Raw genomic sequence first — 20,765 nt, 5'->3', positions numbered from 1 at the left:
ACTTGGCTCATAAGTTCATTGTACTTCATCAAAGCGCATTCCTCCCGGCAGTGACCCTACGGGTACAGTGCGGGGCTCCTGCGATTTCTAGCTGACGGTTTTCCTGGACTTGGCAAAAGCGCTCCGCGCCGCTTCCGCGACTATTCCCAGCCCCTCTTCCAGAGGGAAAGGGGGGTCACGGATCAACCTAAGTTTTTAAAACGACTCCGAGTGGATGCTCTGGCAACAGGGACTCATCCTGCCTTTGGCGGGGTTGTTGCTAGGCTTCGTGTCGCGAGGACGGTTTGATGGGCGTTTTGCAATCTAGGTCAGGGCAGGTTGGCCAATTTGTGGGTTTAATGTGGGTTTAATTAAGCCAAGCTCACCGGGGTGGAGTCGGTGAAACTGCCAGCAGTGTCTGTCAGAAGTATGGTGTTAAGGCAATCGTTCTTATGACCAGAGCAAGGGAGAAGAAAGGCACCGATCCATCCGCGCTAGCGGGCCGTAGGCCTTTGCCAGAGAAGTCGCGGGATCCCCGCCGCCCTCCACAACCTGCCAAGAACGCCGTCCCACCTCCGGCGGAGTCAAAGCTGCGAACGGGATCTGGTCGCCTGCTTCCTGCCCCCAGGGGATCCCTATTGGTTTCCCCTCCTCAACCGCTGCGTCTTGCTCGCCAGAAAGCCATTGCTCGTCTGCGCCAACGGGCTGCCCGGCCTCGCCGCTTGAGACGTTCTCCATCTCTCGGGCAAGTGTTGCTCAGGGGACTGAGCTTAAGTCTCATCCTGGGCCTGACAATGGCGGGCCTCTCGCAACTGCTGCAATCGACCACCGCTGGCCGGATAGAACAGGCCACGACGCAGCTTGGGGATCCTCCCCCGTCGGCATTCCCGAGTAACATTCTGCCGGGAGAAGCGATCCCGGCTTTGCAGGAGCGCTTGGCCGCTTTGGCCGACCAACCGGGCTTGACGGCAGGGGCTCTGTTCTGGGAGGTGGAAACCGGCGCCTTTGCCGGGGTTAGGCCGGATCAGGCTTTTCCTGCCGCCAGCGTGATCAAGATCCCCATTCTCTTGGCTTTTTTCCAGGCTGTGGAAACCGGACAGGTGCGGCTGGATGAGAGGCTCACTCTGCGGGAAGATCTCAAGGGAGGGGGAGCTGGTGTGTTGCAAACCCGACCCCTCGGATCCCAGGTTTCTGCTTTGGAAGCGGCCACCCTGATGATCACCCTCAGCGACAACTTCGCCACCAATCTGATCATCGATCGCCTGGGTGGACAGGAGGCTCTCAACCAAAAATTTCGCCAGTGGGGACTACAACACACGCAAATTTCTTGGTGGCTACCGGATCTGGAAGGCACCAACACCAGCAGCCCGCGCGACATGGTTTGGCTGCTCAGCCAGGTGGAACAGGGGCGCATGCTCAGCCGCCGCAGCCGCGACCGTTTTCTGGACATTCTCTGGCGCACCCAACGGCCCTCCTATTTCCGGCCCAACTTGGTTCAAGAGGTGCGCATTGCCCACAAAACGGGAACCTTGAGCTCCGTGGTGGGGGATGCCGGGATCCTGGATTTGCCCAACGGGCGGCGCTATGTGGCGGCGGTGTGGGTGAAGCGAGAAACCCCCAACGATCCCAGAGCCGAAGGGCTGATCGCCAGCTTGTCGCAAGCAGCCTACGAGTTCTGGTCTGCTCCCGAGGATCCAACGGCCAAGGACTCCATGGGCAGCCTGGAACGCTAAGTCTTCCACTCCACAAATCTTTCCATATTGCTACGCAACGCTTACGCGAACGCAGTAGCAGTGCGGAGCACTATTCCAGGCAGAGCGCAAATGCCAGAGTGGAGAAACAGGCGTTGAGGGAAAACGATATTGCTACGCAACGCTTACGCGAAGGGGCACCTGGTCAGCATCAACCCCACCACCGGAGAGGAATTGGCTCGCTACCCCGTTTTCGACGCTGGGCAGATCCAAAGCTGTATTGCCCAAGCCCACGAGCGGTTTCAGAGCTATCGTCGGATCCCGTTTGCTCAGCGATCCGCCTGGCTGAAGCGGGTGGCAGGGATCCTGGAGGAGCGCAAAGCGGAGTTTGGCCGCCTAATCAGCCTGGAGATGGGCAAAACCTTGGCCTCTGCCGTTGCGGAAGTGGAAAAATCCGCTTGGGTTTGTCGCTACTATGCCGAGGAGGCAGAGGGATTCTTGGCCGAGCGCTCCATATTGCTACGCAACGCTTACGCGAACGCCAGCGATGCCAGCCGCAGCGGGATCCGCTACCAGCCGCTGGGGGTGATTTTGGCGGTGATGCCCTGGAACTTTCCCTTTTGGCAGGTGTTTCGCTGTGCCGCCCCAGCCCTGATGGCGGGCAACACCCTCTTGCTGAAACATGCTTCCAACGTGCCCCAATCGGCTTTGACCCTAGAGCAGATCTTTCAGGAGGCGGGATTTCCGCCAGGGGTCTTTCAAACCCTGCTGATCACAGCAGCCCAGGTGGCAGAGGTGGTGGCGGATGAACGGGTGCGGGGGGCCGCCCTCACCGGCAGCGAAGCCGCCGGCTCCAGCCTGGCCCGTTTGGCCGGTCAATATCTGAAAAAAACGGTGTTGGAACTGGGAGGGAGCGATCCCTTCATCGTGCTGCCCAGCGCCGATCTGGAGGCAGCAGTTGCCACAGCGGTCACGGCCCGTCTGATCAACAACGGCCAATCCTGCATTGCCGCCAAACGATTTATCCTACACAGGGCTATCGCCGAACCTTTCACGGCTGCCATGACGGAGCGATTTCGCCAGCTCAAGGTGGGGGATCCCTTGGATCCGCAAACGGACGTGGGGCCTCTGGCTACCCCCAGCATCCTGCAAGAGGTGGACGGACAGGTGCAGGCTTTGGTGCAAGCAGGAGCCAAAGTCCATATCGGTGGCTCCCCCTGGGGAGGGAATTTTTACCCGCCCACAATCCTGAGCGACATCCCCCCGGATCATCCGGTGGCCCACCAGGAGGTGTTCGGGCCGGTGGCGCTGCTGTTCACCGTCCCGGATGTGTCGGCAGCCATTGAGCTGGCCAACAACACGCCCTTTGGCCTGGGTGCCAGCGCCTGGACAACCGATCCAGAGGAACAAGAGCGCCTGCTGGAGGAGCTGGAGGCGGGATCCGTATTCATCAATGGCATGGTCAAGTCCGACCCGCGCCTTCCCTTCGGCGGCATCAAACGCTCAGGGTATGGACGGGAACTGAGCCGGGAAGGGATCCTGGAATTTGTAAATGTCAAAACCTTTTGGGTGAAGTGATGGCGGAGACTCCTCAAAGGGATCCCCAGCCGGCGACGGATCCTGTAATCAAGCTGGATCAATTCCTCAAGCTGGCGGGGGTTGTTCCCACCGGCGGGCAGGCCAAGCAGCTCATCCAAGCGGGGCAAGTGCGGGTGAATGGTGAGGTGGAAACCCGGCGGGGACGCAAGCTGCGCCCTGGGGATGAAGTGGCCGTGGGAGGTGGAGTTTGGCGAGTGCGCCTGGATAAGACCCCAAAGTCAGATCAGTGAACGGGTCAGTGCAACCGGATCAAAAGAAGCATGGCCAAGGCCCCGATTCCCCCTGCCACCGCAAACTGCCATTCCAGCCCCCACAGCAGGCAGGCAACTCCGGCCAGGATCTGGATCCCACCGGTGATCCAGTAGGGGAGACGCGGCGGATCCACCAGGCCGTTGAGCCAGTGGCCCAGCCCCATTTGCCACAGCCAGAACACCCCCAAATACTGGCCCAAGGCTGCCAAAGGGGTACGTCCGACAAAGGGCAGCACCGAGAGGATCATGCCCTGGGCGATCACCAACGTCCACACCAAACCCACAAAGTAGAGGTGGGCCAGTCCGGCTGTTCGAAACTCCGGCAGCCTGGTCTGCCGCACCATGTAGCCCAAGCCAACCAGGGAAATCACCAACCACAGCCAGTTGATGTTGGCCTCTTGGTGAAACTGGGTGGCGGCGAACCCCATCCCCAGAAGAATGGCCCAAACCAGGTACACCCGCCGACAAATGTTCCAGAAGGGAAGAGGGGTTTGCATGGCCTCCACCTAATCGACGACGACAATACGGCCCACCATGCTGGGGTGGATCTCGCAGAAATAGTCCTGGATGCCGGCCACTTCGAAAGCCACTGCTTTGCTCTCGTTGCGCCTCAGCCGTCCCGTTCCTTGGAATTGCGCTCCCTCTATGGGAGTAGCCGTGTGGGGGGTGGAATCCAGGTTGGTGAAGGTCACCTTGCCCCCCCGCTTGAGGGTAACCTCCGAGGGCAGGTATTGAAACCCGCGAATGATCACCTCTGCTTCCGCCGTTGCCTCGACAGGATCTCGCCCCGCAACAGAGCTGGCTTGTCGCCACCGATCCACAGCCAAGATAGCCCCCGCATTGAGCAGGGATCCCAGCCCACTGAGCAACAGCAACCGCCGCGTCATCGGCATAGGACTTTCTCCACACAGGTTTAGGAAGAGAACAAAGGCTGAGGCGCTCAGAAGAAGGCGATTGCGACAGCAGTGCAGAGCACTTGGATCTCCAAGCCCCAAGTCCTACAGAGGACGTTGGAAGGCTTTGCAGATCATCGCCTCATCGCCGGCAGGGGTTACCAACAGCTCTACACCTTCAGGATCCAGCGCTCCCGAGTCTCGGCGCTGACAAAGGGGGCAGGCACCACCAGAATGCTGGGGTCAAGGCTGTGGAACACGGCCCGGATTGCGGTGGCATGGGCAACTTCGTTGGGGCCAATGGTGCTGGCAGCAGCCACCAGGTCTTTGTTGGAAAGCTGGACAAAGGCATCGTTGTAGGCTAGGGCCGCATCGAACTCCAGAGCCAGGGCCAGCTTGGCGATGTTGGCATCGGAATCGAGATTGCCTTCTTTGTTGTCGATGTAGGTGGAAAGGTCGTAGCTATCCCGCGCCCGAGAGGGGATCCCCCCCAGTTGCCGCACGGCGCCCGCCAGCAGATCCCGGTGCTGTTCGTGATCCTTCAGGTTCTTGGTGGCCACTTCCAACACGATCTTGCCCACCTCAGTATTGCTCAACTTGCCGGCAGCGGTTTTGTAGGCCCAGATTGCCTGCTGTTCCAAGTCAATGGCGGCGTTGAGAATGGCAATATCAGCAGTGTTGGACTGAGCGGCACCGGGCAGGGTGCGCAATCCAATTGCTCCACCCACTCCCGCCAGCAAACCAGCCAACAACAAGCTGCGGCGGGAGGTTGCAGGGCTGGGATCCCATTCGGCGGCCAATTGAGGCAGAGCGAAGGGAGTCTTTGCAGTCTTCATCTCAAGTCTCCTGTCTCGAAAGATGGCAACCAACCTTCAGGGGCTTGCTCTGGGTCGGGCAATTCCCTCTGGCCTGGTCTGATGGAGATACGCCGTGGATGCCGCCGCGGATGCCTGAGGGAAGAGATTTTCGTGGTCAAATAGCCATGAAATGCCTCCTCGAACTCCCCTCTCCCTCTGGGAGAAGGTCCGGGCTATCTTAAAAGCGTGTCCAACGGCTCCAGTGGGGGCCAGCATTCGGTCGGTAGTGTCGTTATCCATCCATGCGATTCTGGGCGTGAACCTGCACCTTGCTCTGCCGGAGGCCAGCCTACAGAGCTACGCCACCTGGATTGAGGCGCGTATTCGGGAGGGGCAGGGCGCTCAGGTGGTTACCTGCAACCCGGAAATGATCATGCAGGCGCAGCGGGATCCCGCCTTTGCCCAGGTGCTGCAGGCAGCAGAGCTGGTGATCCCCGATGGCATTGGGGTGGTGTGGGCCCTGCGGCGGCAGGGGATCCGCGTCCAGCGGGTGCCGGGGATCGAGCTGGCAGAAACCCTGATCCCGTTGGCGGCAGAACGGGGGTGGCGCTTGGCCCTGGTGGGGGGAAGGCCGGAAGTCAACCGGGCAGCAATTCGATATTGGCAAGCCCAGTGTCCTGCTTTGGCCCTCTGGGGCTACCACGGCTACTTCTCTAGCGAGGAAGAAAAAGAGCTTCTGCAAGCTCTCCAGGAATTTCGACCGCAACTGGTGTGGGTGGGGCTGGGATCCCCGCGGCAGGAGCTGTGGATCCAAAAGTGGCGTCCCCTTTTGCCCCAAGCCATCTGGATGGGGGTGGGGGGCAGCTTGGACATTTGGGCCGGCCAAAAACGGCGAGCGCCCCGTTGGTGGCGTGACCATCACCTGGAATGGTTGTATCGTCTCTATCAGGAACCCTGGCGCTGGCGACGCATGTTGGCTTTGCCCAAGTTTGTCTGGCGAGTGCTGTGGGATCCCTCTTCTCGTTTGCGCCCCTAGTCTGCCGGCGCTCTCTCCCTCCTCTGTCTAGGCGCTTACTATGGTGATCGGTCAGCACATCGGCTATCCTCCTCGCTTACACCGTTGGGCGGGTACGGCTCCGACCCCTCATCTCCCTGCCCCGGCCAATCCAGAGGCCACCCTGGGCTTTTACGGCAGCACTCAATCCGGATCCCTGGAAACCCCGGCCAGCATGGTGTCCTTGCGGGGCGTGAGCAAGGTCTTTCCCAACGGCAACTTAATTTTTCAGGATGTGAACTTGGAGGTGCGCCGCGGCGAGTTCGTGTTCGTAACTGGGGTCTCCGGAGCAGGCAAGTCCACTCTTTTGCGACTGCTCTACGGGGCGGAACAGGCCACCGAGGGCACGGTCATCGTCGATCAAGTCTGTCTCTTTTCTTCTGAAGGGCGGCGGCGACCCTACCGCATCCCACCGCGTCCGCTGGCCATGTTGCGGCGGCGCTTGGGGGTGGTTTTCCAAGATTATCGCCTTCTGGCCAACCGCACCCTGGCAGAAAATGTGGCCTTCGTGCTGCGCGCCCAAGGGCTGTCCCCCGCAGAAATCCGCCGTCGCATCGGGCCGACCCTAAAGATGGTGGGGCTGACCGAAAAGCGAGATCACTTTCCCCATGAGCTTTCGGGGGGGGAACAGCAGCGCCTTAGCCTGGCCCGTGCCATTGTCAACATGCCGGTGCTGCTGCTGGCGGACGAGCCAACAGGAAACCTAGATCCGGAAAACTCCCTCTTGGTTCTCCAGATTTTGGAGCGGCTCAATTCCTTTGGGGTGACCGTCATCATGACCAGCCATGACCCCTATCTGGTGGAGCGGGCCGGCCACCGGGTGGTGCGCATGGAGGGAGGGCGCCTGTATGATCTGCGCTGAGGGTCTGCTGGGATCCCTACTTTGCTCTTCACAAGCTTTTTGAGATCCCGGAGAGCAGCTTTGCCGGTTGCATCAGCAGACCGTAGGCCCTAAGCCAGCCGCATCAGCACAACAGCGGCACCGCCCGCGGCGACTTGTCAAGCCAGCCCGACCAGTTACATCAGCGGGTCGTGGGCCTTACTCGCGCAGACCCTCAGGTTGGGTTTCCAGAAGCTCCTCCCCTAGCTGATGAGCGGCAGCCACCATATTTTTCAGTGCGGGGATCACCTCCTCCCAGCGGCGGGTCTTGAGGCCACAATCGGGATTAACCCAAGTTTGCTCCACAGGCAAGTGGGCCAGTCCTGTGCGCAGCTGCTGCAGGATTTGCTCAACGCTCGGCACCGCAGGGCTGTGGACATCGTAAACGCCGTTGCCCACCTGGTGACGATACCCAGCCTGGGCAATTTGCAGCAGGGTTTTGTTGTTGCTGCGGCTGTTTTCAATGGAAAGCACGTCGGCATCCAGCCGCTCAATGTGCTCGATGATGTCCCCAAACTCTGAGTAGCACATGTGGGTGTGAATCTGGGTTTCCGGCTTGGCCCCGCCGGTAGCTAGGCGAAAGGCATCCACTGCCCAGCTGAGGTATTCTGGCCAGCGTTCTTTTTTCAGAGGTAGCCCCTCCCGCAGTGCCGGCTCATCCACTTGCACCATCACCGCTCCAGCCGCTTCCAGATCTGCCACTTCGGCTCTCAAGGCCAGGGCAATCTGCAAAGCCTGCTCCCGCCGGGGAATATCAACACGGGGAAAGGACCAGTTGAGCATAGTCACTGGCCCCGTGAGCATGCCTTTCACCGGCTTTTGGGTGTGGGACTGGGCTACTTGGAATTCCCGCACTGTCATGGGTTGGGGGCGAACCACGTCGCCGTAGAGAATGGGAGGGCGCACGCAGCGGCTGCCGTAACTCTGCACCCAGCCGTGTTCAGTGAAGGCAAAGCCTTCCAGCTTCTGGGCAAAGTACTCCACCATGTCGGTGCGCTCAAATTCCCCATGCACCAACACATCCAGGCCAATCTCTTCTTGAATGCGGATGCACTTGGCAATCTCAGCGTCAATGGCTGCTTCGTACTCCGCCTGCGAAACCTCCCCTCTTTTGTACTTAGCTCGCCACTGCCGCACCTCTGGAGTTTGGGGGAAGGAGCCAATGGTGGTGGTGGGCAAAGGTGGTAGCTGAACCTGCCGACTTAGGCGCTGCTCGTAGGGCAGGAATCGCTCGAAGTCCTGGAGCTTGAGGTTGGCCAAAGCCTGGCGCACTTGGGGGTTGGGGGGGCTAAACTGCGCAAAGCTCTGCCATTGCTGCTGGATTTCCGCCTGCTGGGCAGCAGTGTCTTCGCCGTTGAGGGCTCGCGCCAGGAGAGCTACTTCGGCCAGCTTCTGTTCGGCAAAGCTGAGGACATTTCTGAGGGGTTCTGGCAACTGGGCTTCCAGAGCAGCGTCGTGGGGCACAAATTGCAACGAAGCGGAAGGCTGCACCCGTAGGTTGGGAGCTACCCCCTGCAGCTCCCGCAGGCTGGCCAAGACGGTCTCAGGCTGAACCTTCCAGACATTCCGAGCGTCCACTACGCCAGCACCTAGGATCTGGTCAGCCGGAAAGCCATAGGTTCTTACCAGATCCAGGGTGTGGCCACGGGTAAAGTCAAGGCTAATGCCGGCCACCGGCAGTTGCACCACCCAGGGGTAAGTCTCCCCCAGGTCATCGAAGTAGGTGACCAAGTGGACAGGGATCCCGGCGGTTGCCAACTGGCGGTAGCTCATTTCCACAGCTTCCCGCAGGCCACTTCCCTGGCTGGTAACCAAAATGGGATCGTGAATCTGGACTTCTGGGATCCCCAGCTGTTTTAACTCCTGGAGGAGATCCCGGTACAGAGGAAGGAGCTTTTCCAAGTCCGCCCGCAGATCCCCAGATCGCTGGCTAAGGCAGAGCAAAGTCACTGGACTGAGGACAACGGGGCTGGTGCGCTCCCCTAGGATCCCTTGGGCCCGCCGAACTCTTTCCAAAAAATCCCCAAAGTTAGGACTGGGATCGGCTTCCGGCTCAATTTCGGGTACCAAGTAGTGGTAGTTGGTGTCAAACCACTTGGTCATTTCCAAAGCCGGCAGGCCCTCCCGCCCCCGCGCCATGGCAAAGTAGCGGTCTAAACCCGACAGACCTCGGAACCGAGAGGGGATCAGCCCCAGCCAGGTGGCCCAGTCCAGTACATGGTCGTAGAGAGTCTGATCCCCTACCGCAATGTGATCAATCCCAGCTTGTAGCTGAGTCTGCCAGGCTTGAGTCTCCAAATCCCAAAAGGTAGCCAGCAGAGCCTCTGACCCTAGGGCACCACTCCAAAAGCCTTCCAAAGCTTTTTTGAGCTCGCGGCGCTTGCCCATGCGGGCATACCCCAATGTCATGGTTTGTGCAGTCATGTTGTGTGCCATCCCAAATACTGAGTTTTCTAATTTTCCTGCGTTCAATTCGCCCTCAACTGGGATCCCGCCCGCCAAGGAAGAAACCGGCTGTTCCTCTCTTGCCTCTGGAACCCCAACAAAACACTGCCTTTTGCGCAAAAAAGATACTCAACGCAGCCAGCGATCGCAGTGGCTACTTGCCAGCCACCAATTGAAGTCAGGAAGCCTGACATCTCACTCTTTCCTTCGCGTAGGCGGGCTGTAGATCTTGATAGATCTTGATAGATCTTGGTGCAACAGCACCCAAAATTTACTCTCTCCCGGCCAACTGGCTCAGAGTCTTGCTTGGGTTCTTGGACTTATTTCTACTGCTGAGGAGTACCGAAAGCTTGTGGGAGCAACGCCGGGAAAATGCTCAGGATAACGAAAGCAGAAACGAGCTAAAGCCAAGACAGTTACCATCTGTACCTCGCAGATGTTGTGAAGTTTAGAAAAACCATCGGCGGGCATTCTGACTGACACGGTTTTGGGGGACAAGACCTGGATCGGCAGCGAATGACTCTAGAGATTTGCTGCAGGACTTCTCCTAAACCGGATCACAGCTGCGGGACAGCGGCAGATTCTCACTGCTCTTTCCCCGTTTCCTCTGGCGGCTGATCCCCGTCAGAACCGATAGCTGAGCTACATCGTATCACGGAGTTCAGAGACGGGAGTAGAGTGCTTCAATCATCACCAAGCCAGCAGCCTTTGGAGCTACCAGACCTCACCTTTCACCCAGCGGTCTTGCAGGAAGTCATCGGAATCCTCTAAGCATCCTCCCCCCCTGCATTGCTCTCAAGTAGAACTTGGGGAAGTCGTAGGGCTGATGGCTCCCTCTGGTTTTGGCAAAACTACTCTGGCCAAGTTGCTGGCGGGCTACCTTACCCCCAGCCAAGGTCGGGTGAGTGTGACAGGGCAGCCTTTGCCTCGGCGAGGGTACTGCCCAGTGCAGCTTGTCTTTCAACATCCAGAGCAGGCCGTTAACCCCCACTGGCGCATAGCTCAGGTCTTGCGGGAAGGGCCTCCTCCCCAGCCAGAGGTTCTCCACACCTTAGGCATTTCCCCCAGTTGGCTCAACCGCTATCCCCATGAGCTAAGCGGGGGAGAATTGCAGCGGGTTGTCATCGCCCGGGTTCTCAACCCACAAACTCGCTATTTGATTGCAGATGAGATGACAGCCATGCTCGACGCCAATACCCAAGCCCTGATCTGGCAAGCTGTCTTGGCCTATGGGCGGGCACATCAGATGGGGCTTTTGGTCATCAGTCATGATCGCTTTCTCCTGGAACGGCTCTGCAGCCGCTACGTCATCATGACCAGCCATGACCCCTATCTGGTGGAGCGGGCCGGCCACCGGGTGGTGCGCATGGAGGGAGGGCGCCTGTATGATCTGCGCTGAGGGCTGCCGGGATCCCTATTTTGCTCTCCACAGGCTCTGTTGAGCTCCAGGGGGCAAGGGTCTGAGCCCATTGATTGTTGGATGGAGAACAGCATGCAATCTCTCTCCCGACTTCTCAATAAAATTCGCTATCTCCTACAGGAGACTTTTTTGGGGTTGCGGCGGGGGGGCTGGCTGAACTGGGCCGCTGTGAGCACCCTGCTGGTGTTGCTGTTCTTGGTGGGGATCGGCGTTGAGCTGTCCTGGGGCGTGGATGCCACGGTGCAGTCGCTGGGAGGACAACTGGAGATCTCCGTCTACCTGGAGCCGGAACGGCAGGGGGTGGAGCTGCAACCTCAGGTCGCCCAACTGCCTCATGTGGCCGAGGTGAAGGTCATCACCAAAGACCAGGCTTGGCGCAACCTTTTGCTGGAAATGGGGATCCAAGACGAGGCGGCCATGGAAACCCAGTTGGGGGAGAACCCCTTGGTGGATGCTCTGCGGGTTAAGGCGGATTCCACCGAAGCCTTGGGGGAAGTGGCGGAGCAGATTCGCCAACTGGAAGGGGTGGATGAGGTCTACTACGGCGACCGCATTGTGGAGCAACTGGCCCAGCTCCAGGACATGCTACGGCTGGGATCCCTGACCATTACCGGCGTGTTGGCCCTAACAGCGGTGGCGGTCATCACCACCACCATTCGCCTCATCGTCATGGCGCGGCGGCGGGAGATCGAGGTGATGCAATTGGTGGGGGCGACAGCAGCCTGGATTTACTTGCCCTTTATTTTGCAAGGGTGCCTGTTTGGGGTGATCAGCGCAGTGGGAGCTTGGGGATTGATCTTGGGATCCCAGCAGTTGCTGCAGGAGCTGCTGGAGCAGTTGATTGCCTTGCCCTTCCTCAAGGTGATGCAGGCAGATCGCAGCCAACTGGAGTTTTGGCTCTTGCCGTCGATGTTGTTGGGGATGGGGGTTTTTCTGGGCACCACCAGCAGCTTGATCGCGGTGCGCAAGTCGGCAGGGCGATGAGCTGGAGGCGATGCTGAGGAAAGCCCTGGATATTCCAATCTGAGGATCGCCATAGGATAAGATGATGGACTCTACTTCCCTGGCTTTCCAAGATCTGGCCGCCATGAACCCATTGCCTCCTCCCGCCCACCCCTACCAGTTCCGCGCTTTGGGCCTGATTAAGGGATCCATGAAATCGATCCCCAAGACTTATGCGCAGGCAACCTTGGTTGCCTCTGACGGAGCAGAATATCCGGCTACCCCCGGACGCGCCGAGCTTCTCGGCCCCTTCGAGCACTGCATCAAGAGCGGCCATACCTACTGGTACTACGTGCAGCCGCAGCCGCGTTCAGGGGGGGCTTTGGGCTTGAGCATCATCCGCATCCTGGCCCTGCCGGAAGAGGAGCAAGACCCAGAGTGGGAAGAAGAACCGTTTTTGCCTGCCCCTGAGGACACAGAGGAAGGCTTTAACATCCGCGGCATTGTCGAGCCCCACGATGGCTTTGTTGAGGTGACCGTGCGGCGCAAGCCCCAGGGAACCAAGCAATTTGCTCCTCTGCAATTGCGCTTGGAAGGGTTCTTGCCCGGAGCTGTGGCGGGCGAGTTTTGGGATCTGTTGGCAGAGCGAGAGGGCAACAAACTGCTGTTGGTGGATGGTACCCGCCTGTTGACCGCAGTAGCCTAGCTATCTAGATTGGCCCTGCTTGAGAACCTTAAAATAAACCAAAGAGCTTCCCAACCGATGGTGTCTGCTGCCGGCTTGTCCCAACGGGTCGCCCATCTATCCCCTTCCCCCACGCTATCCATTTCGGCTCTGGCTAAAGCCATGCAGGCAGAGGGGCTGGATGTGTGTAGCTTGAGCGCAGGCGAGCCGGATTTCGATACACCTGACCACATTCGGGCCGCGGCCATCCGTGCTCTGGAAGATGGCAAAACCCGCTACGGCCCCACCGCTGGGATCCCCGCCCTTCGCCAAGCAGTGGCCGATAAGCTGCGGCAGGAAAACGGCCTGCAGTTCAGCCACGACCAAATCCTGATCAGCAACGGCGGCAAGCAAACCCTGTTTAACCTGGCCATGGTGCTGCTGGATCCCGGCGATGAAGTGATCTTGCCTGTTCCCTACTGGGTCAGCTACCCCGAAATTGCCATTTTGGCAGGGGCAAAGGTTGTGCAGGTGCAGACGGAAGAGGCCCAGGGGTTCAAGCTCACCGCCGCCCAACTGCGCCAGGCCCTCACCCCCCGCAGCAAGCTGCTGATTCTCAACTCGCCGGCCAACCCCACCGGAGCCGTTTACCACCAGCACGAGCTGGCAGCTCTGGCAGAGGTGATCCTCTCCGCCCCCCATCTGTACGTGATCTGCGACGAGATCTACGAAAAGCTGGTTTATGGACAAGCCCGCCACATCAGCCTGGGATCCCTTTGCCCTGACTTGATGCCGCGCCTGATTCTCAGCAGTGGCTTCGCCAAAGCCTACGCCATGACCGGCTGGCGGGTGGGCTACTTGGCCGGGCCCAAGCCCATCATTGAGGCGGCCATCAACCTGCAAAGCCACAGCACCTCCAATGTCTGCACCTTCGCCCAGTACGGTGCTCTGGAAGCCCTGACCAGCCCCCTATCGGCAGCGGCTGTGGAAAAAATGCGCCAAGAATTCTGGCAGCGGCGAGATCTGATGCTGGACGGGATCCGCACCTTGCCGGGGGTGACTTGCCCGGAGCCGGAGGGCGCATTTTATGTGTTTGTCAACATCGGCCAAACCGGGTTAAGTTCGGTGGAGTTTTGCCGGCAGCTGCTCAAGGAACACCACGTGGCTGCTGTGCCGGGGGTAGCCTTTGGGGCAGATTCCTACATTCGCCTTTCCTACGCTGCCGACCGCACCACCCTCGAAAAAGGGCTGCAGCGGCTGCACCGGTTTGTGTCTTCCCTCTGAGAATTCAATCCGAGGATCGAAAAGAACTGAGGAAGCTCAGCTCCCAGCGGCTGGATCCCTGTAGGCCATTCCCAGCGGCGAGATCCCTATCTGAAGTGTGAACACCATTGCTTAACCCTAGCTATAGTGTTAGGGGATGGGCTACGAGGGGATAACTCATGTCTGGCAGAACGGCGCTTGTCATCACCGTTGCCTGTTTGAGTGGGGGATCCGGAAAGACCACAGCCGCCCTCAACTTGGCCATCATGCTGGCCGAGCATGGCAAGACGCTGGCTGTTGACTTTGACCCACAGGGCAACCTGAGCCAGTGGATGGGCTGGACGGATCTGTCGGAGTCGGCCACCATTGCCGAGACGATTTTGCCGGGGGCGGATCGGGTTCACATTCGGGAGATTATCCGTCCGCCGTTGAATGAGGATCGCCAGGAGCGGCTGTGGTTGGCCCCCAGCGATTACAGTCTCTCGCGGGCTATGGATGCGATCGTAATGGAGCCGGGGCGGGAGCTGTTTTTGAAGCGGGCTTTGCGACCGATTTTGCCGGAGTATGACTTTTTGGTCATCGACAGCCCCCCCTCGAAAGGGTTGCTCACCTACAACAGCATTCTCAGCGCCGATCTGCTGGTGGTGCCGACGGAATGTACCCAAAAGGGGGTGATGGGGGCCCTAAGTACCCTGGTGCTGTTGAAAGAATTGGAAGAGCTGGATTTTCATGTGCCCAAGTTTTTGGGGGTGCTCCCCACACGGGAACAGTGGGTGGGCAACAACCGCACCAAAATGTCGCGGGCCGCGGTGGAAGCCTTGGCGGAAATGATGCAAGGGATCCCCATTTTTACGCCGGTGCGGCAAAGTACGGTCGTTCAGCAAACCAACAGCATGGGCTGGTCCTTGGCGGAGGCAGGGGAAGATCTCCTGGCCCAACCTTATCGCGAGATCCTCAAGGCTGTGCTGGAGGCCCGCTAACATGGCTACCGCCAAGAAGCCTCCCAAAAAAAAATTGCCCACCGGCCCCACCAAGGCGGATCTGCTCTCGCGCATGGGGGTGAATAAGCAGCCAGAGCCGATGGAACTTGCGCCTACGGCTGCCGATGGCGTTGAGGCTCCGCACCGTCCAGAGGACAACAGGGGGACGGATTCCCTGGATCTGCCTCACCCTGCGGCATTAGATGTTGAGCCCGATCCATCTGCCGCCGCCTCGTCCCCTCTGTGCCAGGTTGCCACAACCCCACCAGACGCAGGACGGATGCCTCTCCTGGCCAGTGTGCTCTCCACACCTGAAGCTCCTTCTCGGGATGCGGATCCCTTGTCCAACTTGTCGCCCGCTCCGGTCGAGGTGGAAAGGGTTGTCTCCCCACCCCAGGTCAGTCCGGCCAAATGGGCCGGTACTCCACCGCCAACCGAAGGGCCAGCCGAGCTTTTGCCCCCTGCTACCGCCGGCACCGGCAATGGGGTTCGCCGCAATGGCGCCTATCATGGGCACACTGCCCAGTCGGATCCCCGCGAGGCTCTGGATGCACAACTGGGCCTGCAAAAGCTTACCCTCAAATGGTCTGCCGAGAGGGTAGAAAAGCTGGGATCCCTGGAAAGCGCCACCGGGCTACCGGGCGAGATTTTGCTGGAAGTCCTGCTGGATCATTGGGAACAATTGCCCAAGCCCTTGCAGCAAGATTGCCTCCTGCAAGCCCACCGCATTCGCGTCGAGCGGCTGGTGATCAGCCAAAACTTCACCATTGCCACGATTGAGCAACTGCTCTTCACGTCAGCGTTGCGCAACAACAACGAGCAGCATCTGCTTTGAGTTCTGGCCGGTTGGCCTGGGAAATTCCCCCTCAAGATCTCCGCCAGTATGCCAGACAACAGGGATCCCTGTTCCTGTGCTAGGGTCAAAATGGTTCTGTTGGCTTTTCGCGCTTTTCGGCCTGTGCTCTCTCCCCCTCGCTACCTGGCGGCAACCCAAGCCCATTATCATCAAGTGCATTATTCACCCTACTTCTCACTTTTGTTTTTCTATCTTCTCCCTATTTCTCCCATCGTTTAGGGGACAGCATTGCAACGTCATCTTCTTTAAAACGACCAGGTTGTAGTGGAGCGGCAACAGTTGATGAAAGAACTTGATTTGGCCAAAGCTGTAGAGCAACGGCGCACCTTTGCCATTATTTCCCATCCCGATGCGGGGAAGACCACCCTCACCGAAAAGCTGCTGTTGTACGGGGGGGCCATTCAAGAAGCGGGAGCTGTGAAGGCCCGTCGGGCGCAAAAGCGGGCCACTTCCGACTGGATGGAACTGGAAAAGCAGCGGGGTATTTCCATCACCTCTACCGTCCTGCAATTTGATTACCGCAACATTCGTCTCAATCTGCTGGATACTCCCGGCCACCAGGACTTCAGCGAAGACACCTATCGCACCCTGGCAGCGGCTGACAATGCCGTGATGCTGGAAGATGCCGGCAAAGGGTTGGAAACCCAGACCCGCAAGCTGTTTGAAGTGTGTCAGATGCGGGGGCTGCCGATTTTTACCTTTATCAACAAGATGGATCGCCCAAGTCGGGATCCCTTGGAGCTGATGGATGAAATTGAGACAGAACTGGGCCTCAAGCCCTATCCTGTCAACTGGCCAATTGGCTCAGGCGAGCGGTTTACTGCGCTATTTGACCGCCGAACTCAGGAGTTTCATTTCTTTGAGCGGGTATCTGGGGGGCGGCTAAAAGTTCAAGATACCGTCATTAAACTTGGGGATCCGCAAATTGAGGAGTTGATCGACAAGGACTTGTATTACCAATTCAAGGAAGAGCTGGAACTGCTGGATGGTCTCATGCCCACCTTGGATCTAAAACAGGTGCATTCTGGCAAACAAACCCCGGTCTTTTTCGGCAGTGCCATGACCAATTTTGGGGTGGAGCTTTTCCTCAATGCATTTTTGGAGTATTCCTTACCGCCAATGCCTCACGAGAGCACTGCCGGACTGATCCCGCCCGAACATCCTGAGTTTACGGGCTTCGTCTTTAAACTGCAGGCCAACATGGATCCCCGCCATCGGGATCGCGTTGCTTTTGTGCGCATCTGTTCCGGCAAGTTTGAGAAGGATATGGTGGTCAACCATGCCCGACTCAATCGTCCCATTCGCCTATCTTATCCCCAGAAGTTGTTTGCTCAAGAGCGCATCTCCATCGATGAAGCTTACCCTGGGGATGTGATCGGCCTGAATAATCCCGGCATCTTCACCATTGGGGATACCATCTACACCGGCCCGAAGCTGCGCTACGCCGGGATCCCTAGCTTTTCTCCTGAGCTGTTTGCCTACTTGAAGAATCCCAATCCTTCCAAATTTAAGCAGTTCCAGAAAGGGGTAGCGGAACTGCGGGAAGAAGGGGCTGTACAAATCATGTACTCTATCGACGATTCCAAACGGGATCCGATTGTGGCAGCGGTGGGCCAGTTGCAGTTTGAGGTTTTGCAGTATCGCCTTGAAAGTGAATACAACGTCGAAACCCGACTGGAGATGTTGCCCTACACACTGGCTCGCTGGGTCGAGAATGGCTGGAAGGCGCTGGAGAACATCCCCAGCTTGTTTAACACCCTAGTTGTTAAAGACATTCAAGACAGGCCCGTTCTTCTGTTTAAGAACGAGTGGACTTTACAGCAATTTGCTGCCAGCAACCCTAAAATCAAGCTCAGCAAAATTGCCCCTATCTCGGATCTCGGCCCAGAATTGGGTGACGGCCAATAGATCAACCTAAGAGAATCCGTCTCAAAGAGCCTTAGGTTCTGACATTCAGTCGAGATGCCATTGGTCTCCACATCAGCGGTGTTGATAGGTGTTGATATCTTCGGATTTCTGAGCAAACCCCTCACACAGATCGCAGCAATTCCCCCATCTTTTTCCTGCATCGTCCAGGGACAGAGGGAGTGAACCATGCCTTTCTTCTCCAACCTGGGATCCACTTCTCCTCGCTTTAGCTCTGCCCTCAGCGCCGATGCACCGCTTTGCGAACGCTCCTTGTGGGGACTGGATCCGCAAGCCGTTTTTTTGAATCACGGCTCCTACGGCGCGACCCCGAAAAAGGTGTTGCAGGCCCAGAGTGTATGGCGGGAACGCCTTGAGGCTCAGCCGGTGCAGTTTATGGGAGAGGAACTTCCTCGAGCCTTGCGGGCGGCGGCAGCAGAACTGGCCCATTTCGTCGGGGCCGAACCCGAAAATTTGGTGTTTGTGGAAAATGCCACCAGCGGGGTCAATGCCGTTTTGCGCTCGCTGCGGTTCCGGCCAGGGGATCAGATCGCCTGCACCAACCACGGTTACGGGGCTGTTCGTCAGGCATTGCAGTACATCTGTGCCCAGTGGGGAGCCATCCCAGTTGAGGCGCAGATCCCTTTCCCCATTGCGGGGCCAGAGCAGGTTATCGCGGCCTTCGAGGCCATCCTCACTCCCCAAACTCGCCTGGCGGTGTTGGATCACCTCACCTCGCCTACGGCTCTGATCTACCCCCTGCCTGAGCTGATCGGCCTCTGTCGGGAGCGCGGGATCCCGGTTTTGGTGGATGGCGCCCATGCCCCCGGAGTTCTCCCCTTGGAGTTGGAAAAGCTAGGAGCCGATTGGTACACCGGCAATGCCCACAAGTGGCTGTTTGCCCCGAAAGGCTGTGCCTTTTTGTGGGTGGCCCCCTATCGACAGGCCCAAACTCATCCTACGGTGATCTCCCACGGCTATGGGCAAGGGTTCACAGCGGAGTTCGACTGGGTGGGCACACGGGATCCCAGCGCTTGGTTGGCCATTTCAGCAGCCCTGGCGTTTATCCAAGGGGTGGGACTGGACAACATCCGTCAGCACAACCACACTCTGCTGCTGCAGGCGCGGCAGTTGCTCTTGGAGGCTCTTGAGGGGATCCCGCCCGCCCCCGAAAAGATGTTGGGCTTTATGGCCACCCTACCCTTGCCGCCATTTTGGCAGCAGTGGATCCCTGAGCTTCCTCTTGAGGAGCGCGCCCGTCGGCTTCACGATTACCTCTGGTACAAGTACCGCATTGAGGTTCCGATCATCCCCTTCGCCGGGCAGCTTTGGGTACGCATCTCGGCTCAGGTCTACAACCATTTGGCAGAGTACGAACAGTTGGCGCTGGCCTTGCAGCATCTGCCCTGAGGTTTTGTCGGTTGAGCCGCTTTCACGACATTGCAAGTATAGTTGCTTCGCACACCAGTAAAACGATTCCAGATCTATGGTCAATTCAGTTGAGGATGAGATGACGTTACAGGTAGGATGGCATGCCAGTAGACCTCAGTAAAGAAGCCTTGACCTGAGAGAGAGTCGTAGGGCATGTCCAGGAAGGGAGCAGACCCACAGACGTACAGAGCCGGTCATACAGCGGAAGGGAAGGGTATGGGAGTCGGTAAAAGCAGCGCGGAACGCTTGGGGAGCGTCTCAATCTAGTTTGAAGCGACCGCAGTGCTTTCAAGAGGGCAAGGATGCATGCAGATGGAGGAACTTCTGTTGATGAAGTGACAAGGCCTGCTTTTGCGAGTCGGACTATTCTACTGGCCAGTGTCTCATTGCTATTTGAATTGACTATCTGAAAAAGTCAGAAAACGTATCCCGCAGATCCGAAAGCCGATCGTTGAAGCAAGTCAGCCGATCCCCTGCGGAGTTCACCAGCGTCAGATCTGCCCGACCGGTTGTCCCTTCAAATCCCAGTAGAGGAACGCTCATGCGGCTGGGATCCGTGGGATTCTGGGAAACGCGGATGACGGCTCGATCGCGGTTAAATTGATAAGCCTCGGCCACATAGCGGATGGGCTCGCTCAAGGTGGGATCTACCGGCAGCCCTGGGGCCGGCAGGAGATCCACCAGCTCGGTGAACGTGCCACTCCGCAGGCCCACCACGGCAGCAGCTCCCAACTGGTTACAAATGGCAATGAGAACCGGCTCTTGGGCAGTGGCGGTGAGGTTGGCCAAGGTAACCGTGACCGTGGCGCGGCTGGCTGCCGGCGGGTAGGTGACCTCAAAGGTGCGGGCAAAGGCATTGCCCAGCTCGTCGCGGGCGCGAAAGCGAAGCTGCCCGGTGTAGGGCAGGATGGAAGAAAAGTAGATGCCAAAGCGGTCGCTGGGACTCCGTCCGGGGATATTGGCCTGTCCGGGGACATAGGCAAGGGCAGCCCGGCTTTGCCACTGATTGGGCGGGGTGTAGGGCAGCAGCGGGCCACTGGTGAAGTTGGGGGGTTCTTTGGGGGGCAGATCCGGCTGGCCATCTCTGTTCAGATCCAGCCCATTGCCCAAGAAGGCCACCGAGCGCTGTAAGAGAATAGGACGGTTTTGGTTATCCAAAAGGGGATTCCGCCTTTCTGCCAGCCCGGCATTGTCCACATAGACATTAAGGGGGCGATTTAGGATTTGGTTATCCCGCTGCCGCCGCATGTTGAACTGTAGGTAGGGCCCCACTGCGCCCGCTGCCGGGGATCCCCCTGTAATTTCAAAATCATCTGCCCGCAGAAAGACATTTTCCAGTGGGCCCAGGGGAGTTGTTCCCTCGCCGCAACCGACCAAGCTGAGCGCCAAGAGCGCCAAAGTTATATAAGCTACAGCAGGGCAACCTTTTGCGGTGGGGGAATCCGAGCCCCCACAAGTCGGCAGCAGGGGCCGGCAGGCACGCTTTGGCTTCAGCATTCATCTCCTCTCCACAACAGACACCTTGGCGAGGGTTCGACCCAACCGGACTAGGTTGAAGGATGGGCAGGGATCCCTCTGCACTCATCGGATTCGCCTGAACCACTATACCGTGAGCCTCGGTTCAGCTAGAAATCGCAGGAGCCCCGCACTGTACCCGTAGGGTCAGTGCCGGGAGGAATGCGCTTTGATGAAGTACAATGAACTTATGAGCCAAG

17 protein-coding genes, 1 pseudogene and 1 riboswitch are annotated in these 20,765 nt (G+C 58.5%); of the genes and pseudogenes, 13 read left to right on the top strand and 5 right to left on the bottom strand.

Annotated elements, in window-relative coordinates:
• Nucleotides 1–431: 431 nt before the first annotated feature.
• The 3 genes from ACVWXZ_RS12905 (at nucleotide 432) to ACVWXZ_RS12895 (ending at nucleotide 3,499) form a co-directional block, all read left to right on the top strand.
• The gene (locus ACVWXZ_RS12905) at nucleotides 432–1,712 is read left to right on the top strand and encodes a serine hydrolase (RefSeq protein ID WP_457404140.1); all 1,281 of its coding nucleotides are present in this window, start codon (nucleotides 432–434) and stop codon (nucleotides 1,710–1,712) included.
• A gap of 129 nt (nucleotides 1,713–1,841) precedes the next feature.
• The gene (locus ACVWXZ_RS12900; protein WP_457404142.1) at nucleotides 1,842–3,248 is read left to right on the top strand and encodes an NAD-dependent succinate-semialdehyde dehydrogenase; all 1,407 of its coding nucleotides are present in this window, start codon (nucleotides 1,842–1,844) and stop codon (nucleotides 3,246–3,248) included.
• Entirely contained in the window at nucleotides 3,248–3,499 is a 252-nt protein-coding gene (locus ACVWXZ_RS12895; RefSeq protein ID WP_414347935.1) for an RNA-binding S4 domain-containing protein, read from the top strand. The genes ACVWXZ_RS12900 and ACVWXZ_RS12895 overlap by 1 nt, the downstream gene beginning before the upstream one ends.
• 5 nt (nucleotides 3,500–3,504) lie before the next feature.
• Here ACVWXZ_RS12895 and ACVWXZ_RS12890 read toward each other — a convergent pair whose 3' ends face one another.
• The 3 genes from ACVWXZ_RS12890 to ACVWXZ_RS12880 form a co-directional block, all read right to left on the bottom strand.
• Nucleotides 3,505–4,017, bottom strand: coding sequence for a hypothetical protein (locus tag ACVWXZ_RS12890; RefSeq protein WP_457404144.1), 513 nt, complete (start codon nucleotides 4,015–4,017; stop codon nucleotides 3,505–3,507).
• 9 nt (nucleotides 4,018–4,026) lie between these two features.
• Nucleotides 4,027–4,413: a plastocyanin/azurin family copper-binding protein gene (locus ACVWXZ_RS12885; protein ID WP_457404145.1), complete on the bottom strand. Its 387-nt coding sequence runs from the start codon at nucleotides 4,411–4,413 to the stop codon at nucleotides 4,027–4,029.
• A gap of 170 nt (nucleotides 4,414–4,583) precedes the next feature.
• Nucleotides 4,584–5,249 carry a DUF4439 domain-containing protein gene (locus tag ACVWXZ_RS12880; protein ID WP_011433484.1) on the bottom strand — a complete coding sequence of 222 codons (666 nt, stop codon included), beginning with the start codon at nucleotides 5,247–5,249 and terminating at the stop codon, nucleotides 4,584–4,586.
• Nucleotides 5,250–5,526: 277 nt separating this feature from the next.
• Here ACVWXZ_RS12880 and ACVWXZ_RS12875 point away from each other — a divergent pair, with 277 nt between their 5' ends.
• Nucleotides 5,527–6,246 (top strand): WecB/TagA/CpsF family glycosyltransferase, encoded by a 720-nt coding sequence (locus ACVWXZ_RS12875; RefSeq protein ID WP_457482599.1) that lies wholly within the window; start codon nucleotides 5,527–5,529, stop codon nucleotides 6,244–6,246.
• A gap of 193 nt (nucleotides 6,247–6,439) precedes the next feature.
• Nucleotides 6,440–7,126 carry a cell division ATP-binding protein FtsE gene (locus ACVWXZ_RS12870; protein ID WP_011433482.1) on the top strand — a complete coding sequence of 229 codons (687 nt, stop codon included), beginning with the start codon at nucleotides 6,440–6,442 and terminating at the stop codon, nucleotides 7,124–7,126.
• 177 nt (nucleotides 7,127–7,303) lie between these two features.
• Here the strand turns inward: ACVWXZ_RS12870 and metE are convergent, their stop codons facing one another.
• Nucleotides 7,304–9,568 carry a 5-methyltetrahydropteroyltriglutamate--homocysteine S-methyltransferase gene (metE, locus tag ACVWXZ_RS12865; RefSeq protein ID WP_011433481.1) on the bottom strand — a complete coding sequence of 755 codons (2,265 nt, stop codon included), beginning with the start codon at nucleotides 9,566–9,568 and terminating at the stop codon, nucleotides 7,304–7,306.
• A gap of 466 nt (nucleotides 9,569–10,034) precedes the next feature.
• Nucleotides 10,035–10,239: riboswitch (cobalamin riboswitch) on the bottom strand.
• A gap of 146 nt (nucleotides 10,240–10,385) precedes the next feature.
• Here metE and ACVWXZ_RS12860 point away from each other — a divergent pair.
• From ACVWXZ_RS12860 to ACVWXZ_RS12825, 8 genes and pseudogenes are all read left to right on the top strand, one after another.
• Nucleotides 10,386–10,988 (top strand): annotated as a pseudogene (locus ACVWXZ_RS12860) (ABC transporter ATP-binding protein); the annotation flags it as partial.
• A 93-nt stretch (nucleotides 10,989–11,081) separates the two neighbouring features.
• Entirely contained in the window at nucleotides 11,082–11,993 is a 912-nt protein-coding gene (locus ACVWXZ_RS12855; RefSeq protein WP_414373412.1) for a cell division protein FtsX, read from the top strand.
• A gap of 61 nt (nucleotides 11,994–12,054) precedes the next feature.
• Complete coding sequence (locus ACVWXZ_RS12850) at nucleotides 12,055–12,657, top strand: hypothetical protein (protein ID WP_457440793.1); 603 nt, start codon at nucleotides 12,055–12,057, stop codon at nucleotides 12,655–12,657.
• Nucleotides 12,658–12,714: 57 nt separating this feature from the next.
• Nucleotides 12,715–13,899 (top strand): pyridoxal phosphate-dependent aminotransferase, encoded by a 1,185-nt coding sequence (locus tag ACVWXZ_RS12845; protein WP_457442034.1) that lies wholly within the window; start codon nucleotides 12,715–12,717, stop codon nucleotides 13,897–13,899.
• Between the two features lie 158 nt (nucleotides 13,900–14,057).
• On the top strand, nucleotides 14,058–14,858 hold the full coding sequence (locus ACVWXZ_RS12840; protein WP_414351212.1) for a ParA family protein: 801 nt from the start codon (nucleotides 14,058–14,060) through the stop codon (nucleotides 14,856–14,858).
• 1 nt (nucleotide 14,859) lies between these two features.
• Nucleotides 14,860–15,693, top strand: a complete 834-nt coding sequence (locus ACVWXZ_RS12835; protein ID WP_457388006.1) for a hypothetical protein — start codon at nucleotides 14,860–14,862, stop codon at nucleotides 15,691–15,693.
• 303 nt (nucleotides 15,694–15,996) lie between these two features.
• Nucleotides 15,997–17,622 (top strand): peptide chain release factor 3, encoded by a 1,626-nt coding sequence (locus ACVWXZ_RS12830; protein WP_457406537.1) that lies wholly within the window; start codon nucleotides 15,997–15,999, stop codon nucleotides 17,620–17,622.
• A 270-nt stretch (nucleotides 17,623–17,892) separates the two neighbouring features.
• Nucleotides 17,893–19,029 carry an aminotransferase class V-fold PLP-dependent enzyme gene (locus ACVWXZ_RS12825; RefSeq protein ID WP_457442041.1) on the top strand — a complete coding sequence of 379 codons (1,137 nt, stop codon included), beginning with the start codon at nucleotides 17,893–17,895 and terminating at the stop codon, nucleotides 19,027–19,029.
• A gap of 423 nt (nucleotides 19,030–19,452) precedes the next feature.
• Here ACVWXZ_RS12825 and ACVWXZ_RS12820 read toward each other — a convergent pair whose 3' ends face one another.
• A complete protein-coding gene (locus ACVWXZ_RS12820; protein ID WP_457404155.1) occupies nucleotides 19,453–20,547 on the bottom strand; it encodes a hypothetical protein in 1,095 nt (364 codons plus the stop codon).
• Nucleotides 20,548–20,765: the final 218 nt, after the last annotated feature.

This window comes from Thermostichus sp. MS-CIW-38 (assembly GCF_054058415.1).
The sequence above is the reverse complement of the archived record's forward strand: the minus strand, read 5'-3'. Positions and strand labels throughout refer to the sequence as shown.

Bases quoted from the DNA above. Each gene is read 5' to 3' on its own strand.
- ACVWXZ_RS12870 (WP_011433482.1), top strand. From the start codon at position 6,440: ATGGTGTCCTTGCGGGGCGTGAGCAAGGTCTTTCCCAACGGCAACTTA.
- ACVWXZ_RS12830 (WP_457406537.1), top strand. From the start codon at position 15,997: ATGAAAGAACTTGATTTGGCCAAAGCTGTAGAGCAACGGCGCACCTTT.
- ACVWXZ_RS12890 (WP_457404144.1), bottom strand. From the start codon at position 4,017: ATGCAAACCCCTCTTCCCTTCTGGAACATTTGTCGGCGGGTGTACCTG.
- ACVWXZ_RS12840 (WP_414351212.1), top strand. From the start codon at position 14,058: ATGTCTGGCAGAACGGCGCTTGTCATCACCGTTGCCTGTTTGAGTGGG.
- ACVWXZ_RS12845 (WP_457442034.1), top strand. From the start codon at position 12,715: ATGGTGTCTGCTGCCGGCTTGTCCCAACGGGTCGCCCATCTATCCCCT.
- ACVWXZ_RS12835 (WP_457388006.1), top strand. From the start codon at position 14,860: ATGGCTACCGCCAAGAAGCCTCCCAAAAAAAAATTGCCCACCGGCCCC.
- ACVWXZ_RS12895 (WP_414347935.1), top strand. From the start codon at position 3,248: ATGGCGGAGACTCCTCAAAGGGATCCCCAGCCGGCGACGGATCCTGTA.
- ACVWXZ_RS12855 (WP_414373412.1), top strand. From the start codon at position 11,082: ATGCAATCTCTCTCCCGACTTCTCAATAAAATTCGCTATCTCCTACAG.
- ACVWXZ_RS12885 (WP_457404145.1), bottom strand. From the start codon at position 4,413: ATGCCGATGACGCGGCGGTTGCTGTTGCTCAGTGGGCTGGGATCCCTG.
- ACVWXZ_RS12820 (WP_457404155.1), bottom strand. From the start codon at position 20,547: ATGCTGAAGCCAAAGCGTGCCTGCCGGCCCCTGCTGCCGACTTGTGGG.
- ACVWXZ_RS12905 (WP_457404140.1), top strand. From the start codon at position 432: ATGACCAGAGCAAGGGAGAAGAAAGGCACCGATCCATCCGCGCTAGCG.
- ACVWXZ_RS12850 (WP_457440793.1), top strand. From the start codon at position 12,055: ATGATGGACTCTACTTCCCTGGCTTTCCAAGATCTGGCCGCCATGAAC.
- ACVWXZ_RS12880 (WP_011433484.1), bottom strand. From the start codon at position 5,249: ATGAAGACTGCAAAGACTCCCTTCGCTCTGCCTCAATTGGCCGCCGAA.
- metE (WP_011433481.1), bottom strand. From the start codon at position 9,568: ATGACTGCACAAACCATGACATTGGGGTATGCCCGCATGGGCAAGCGC.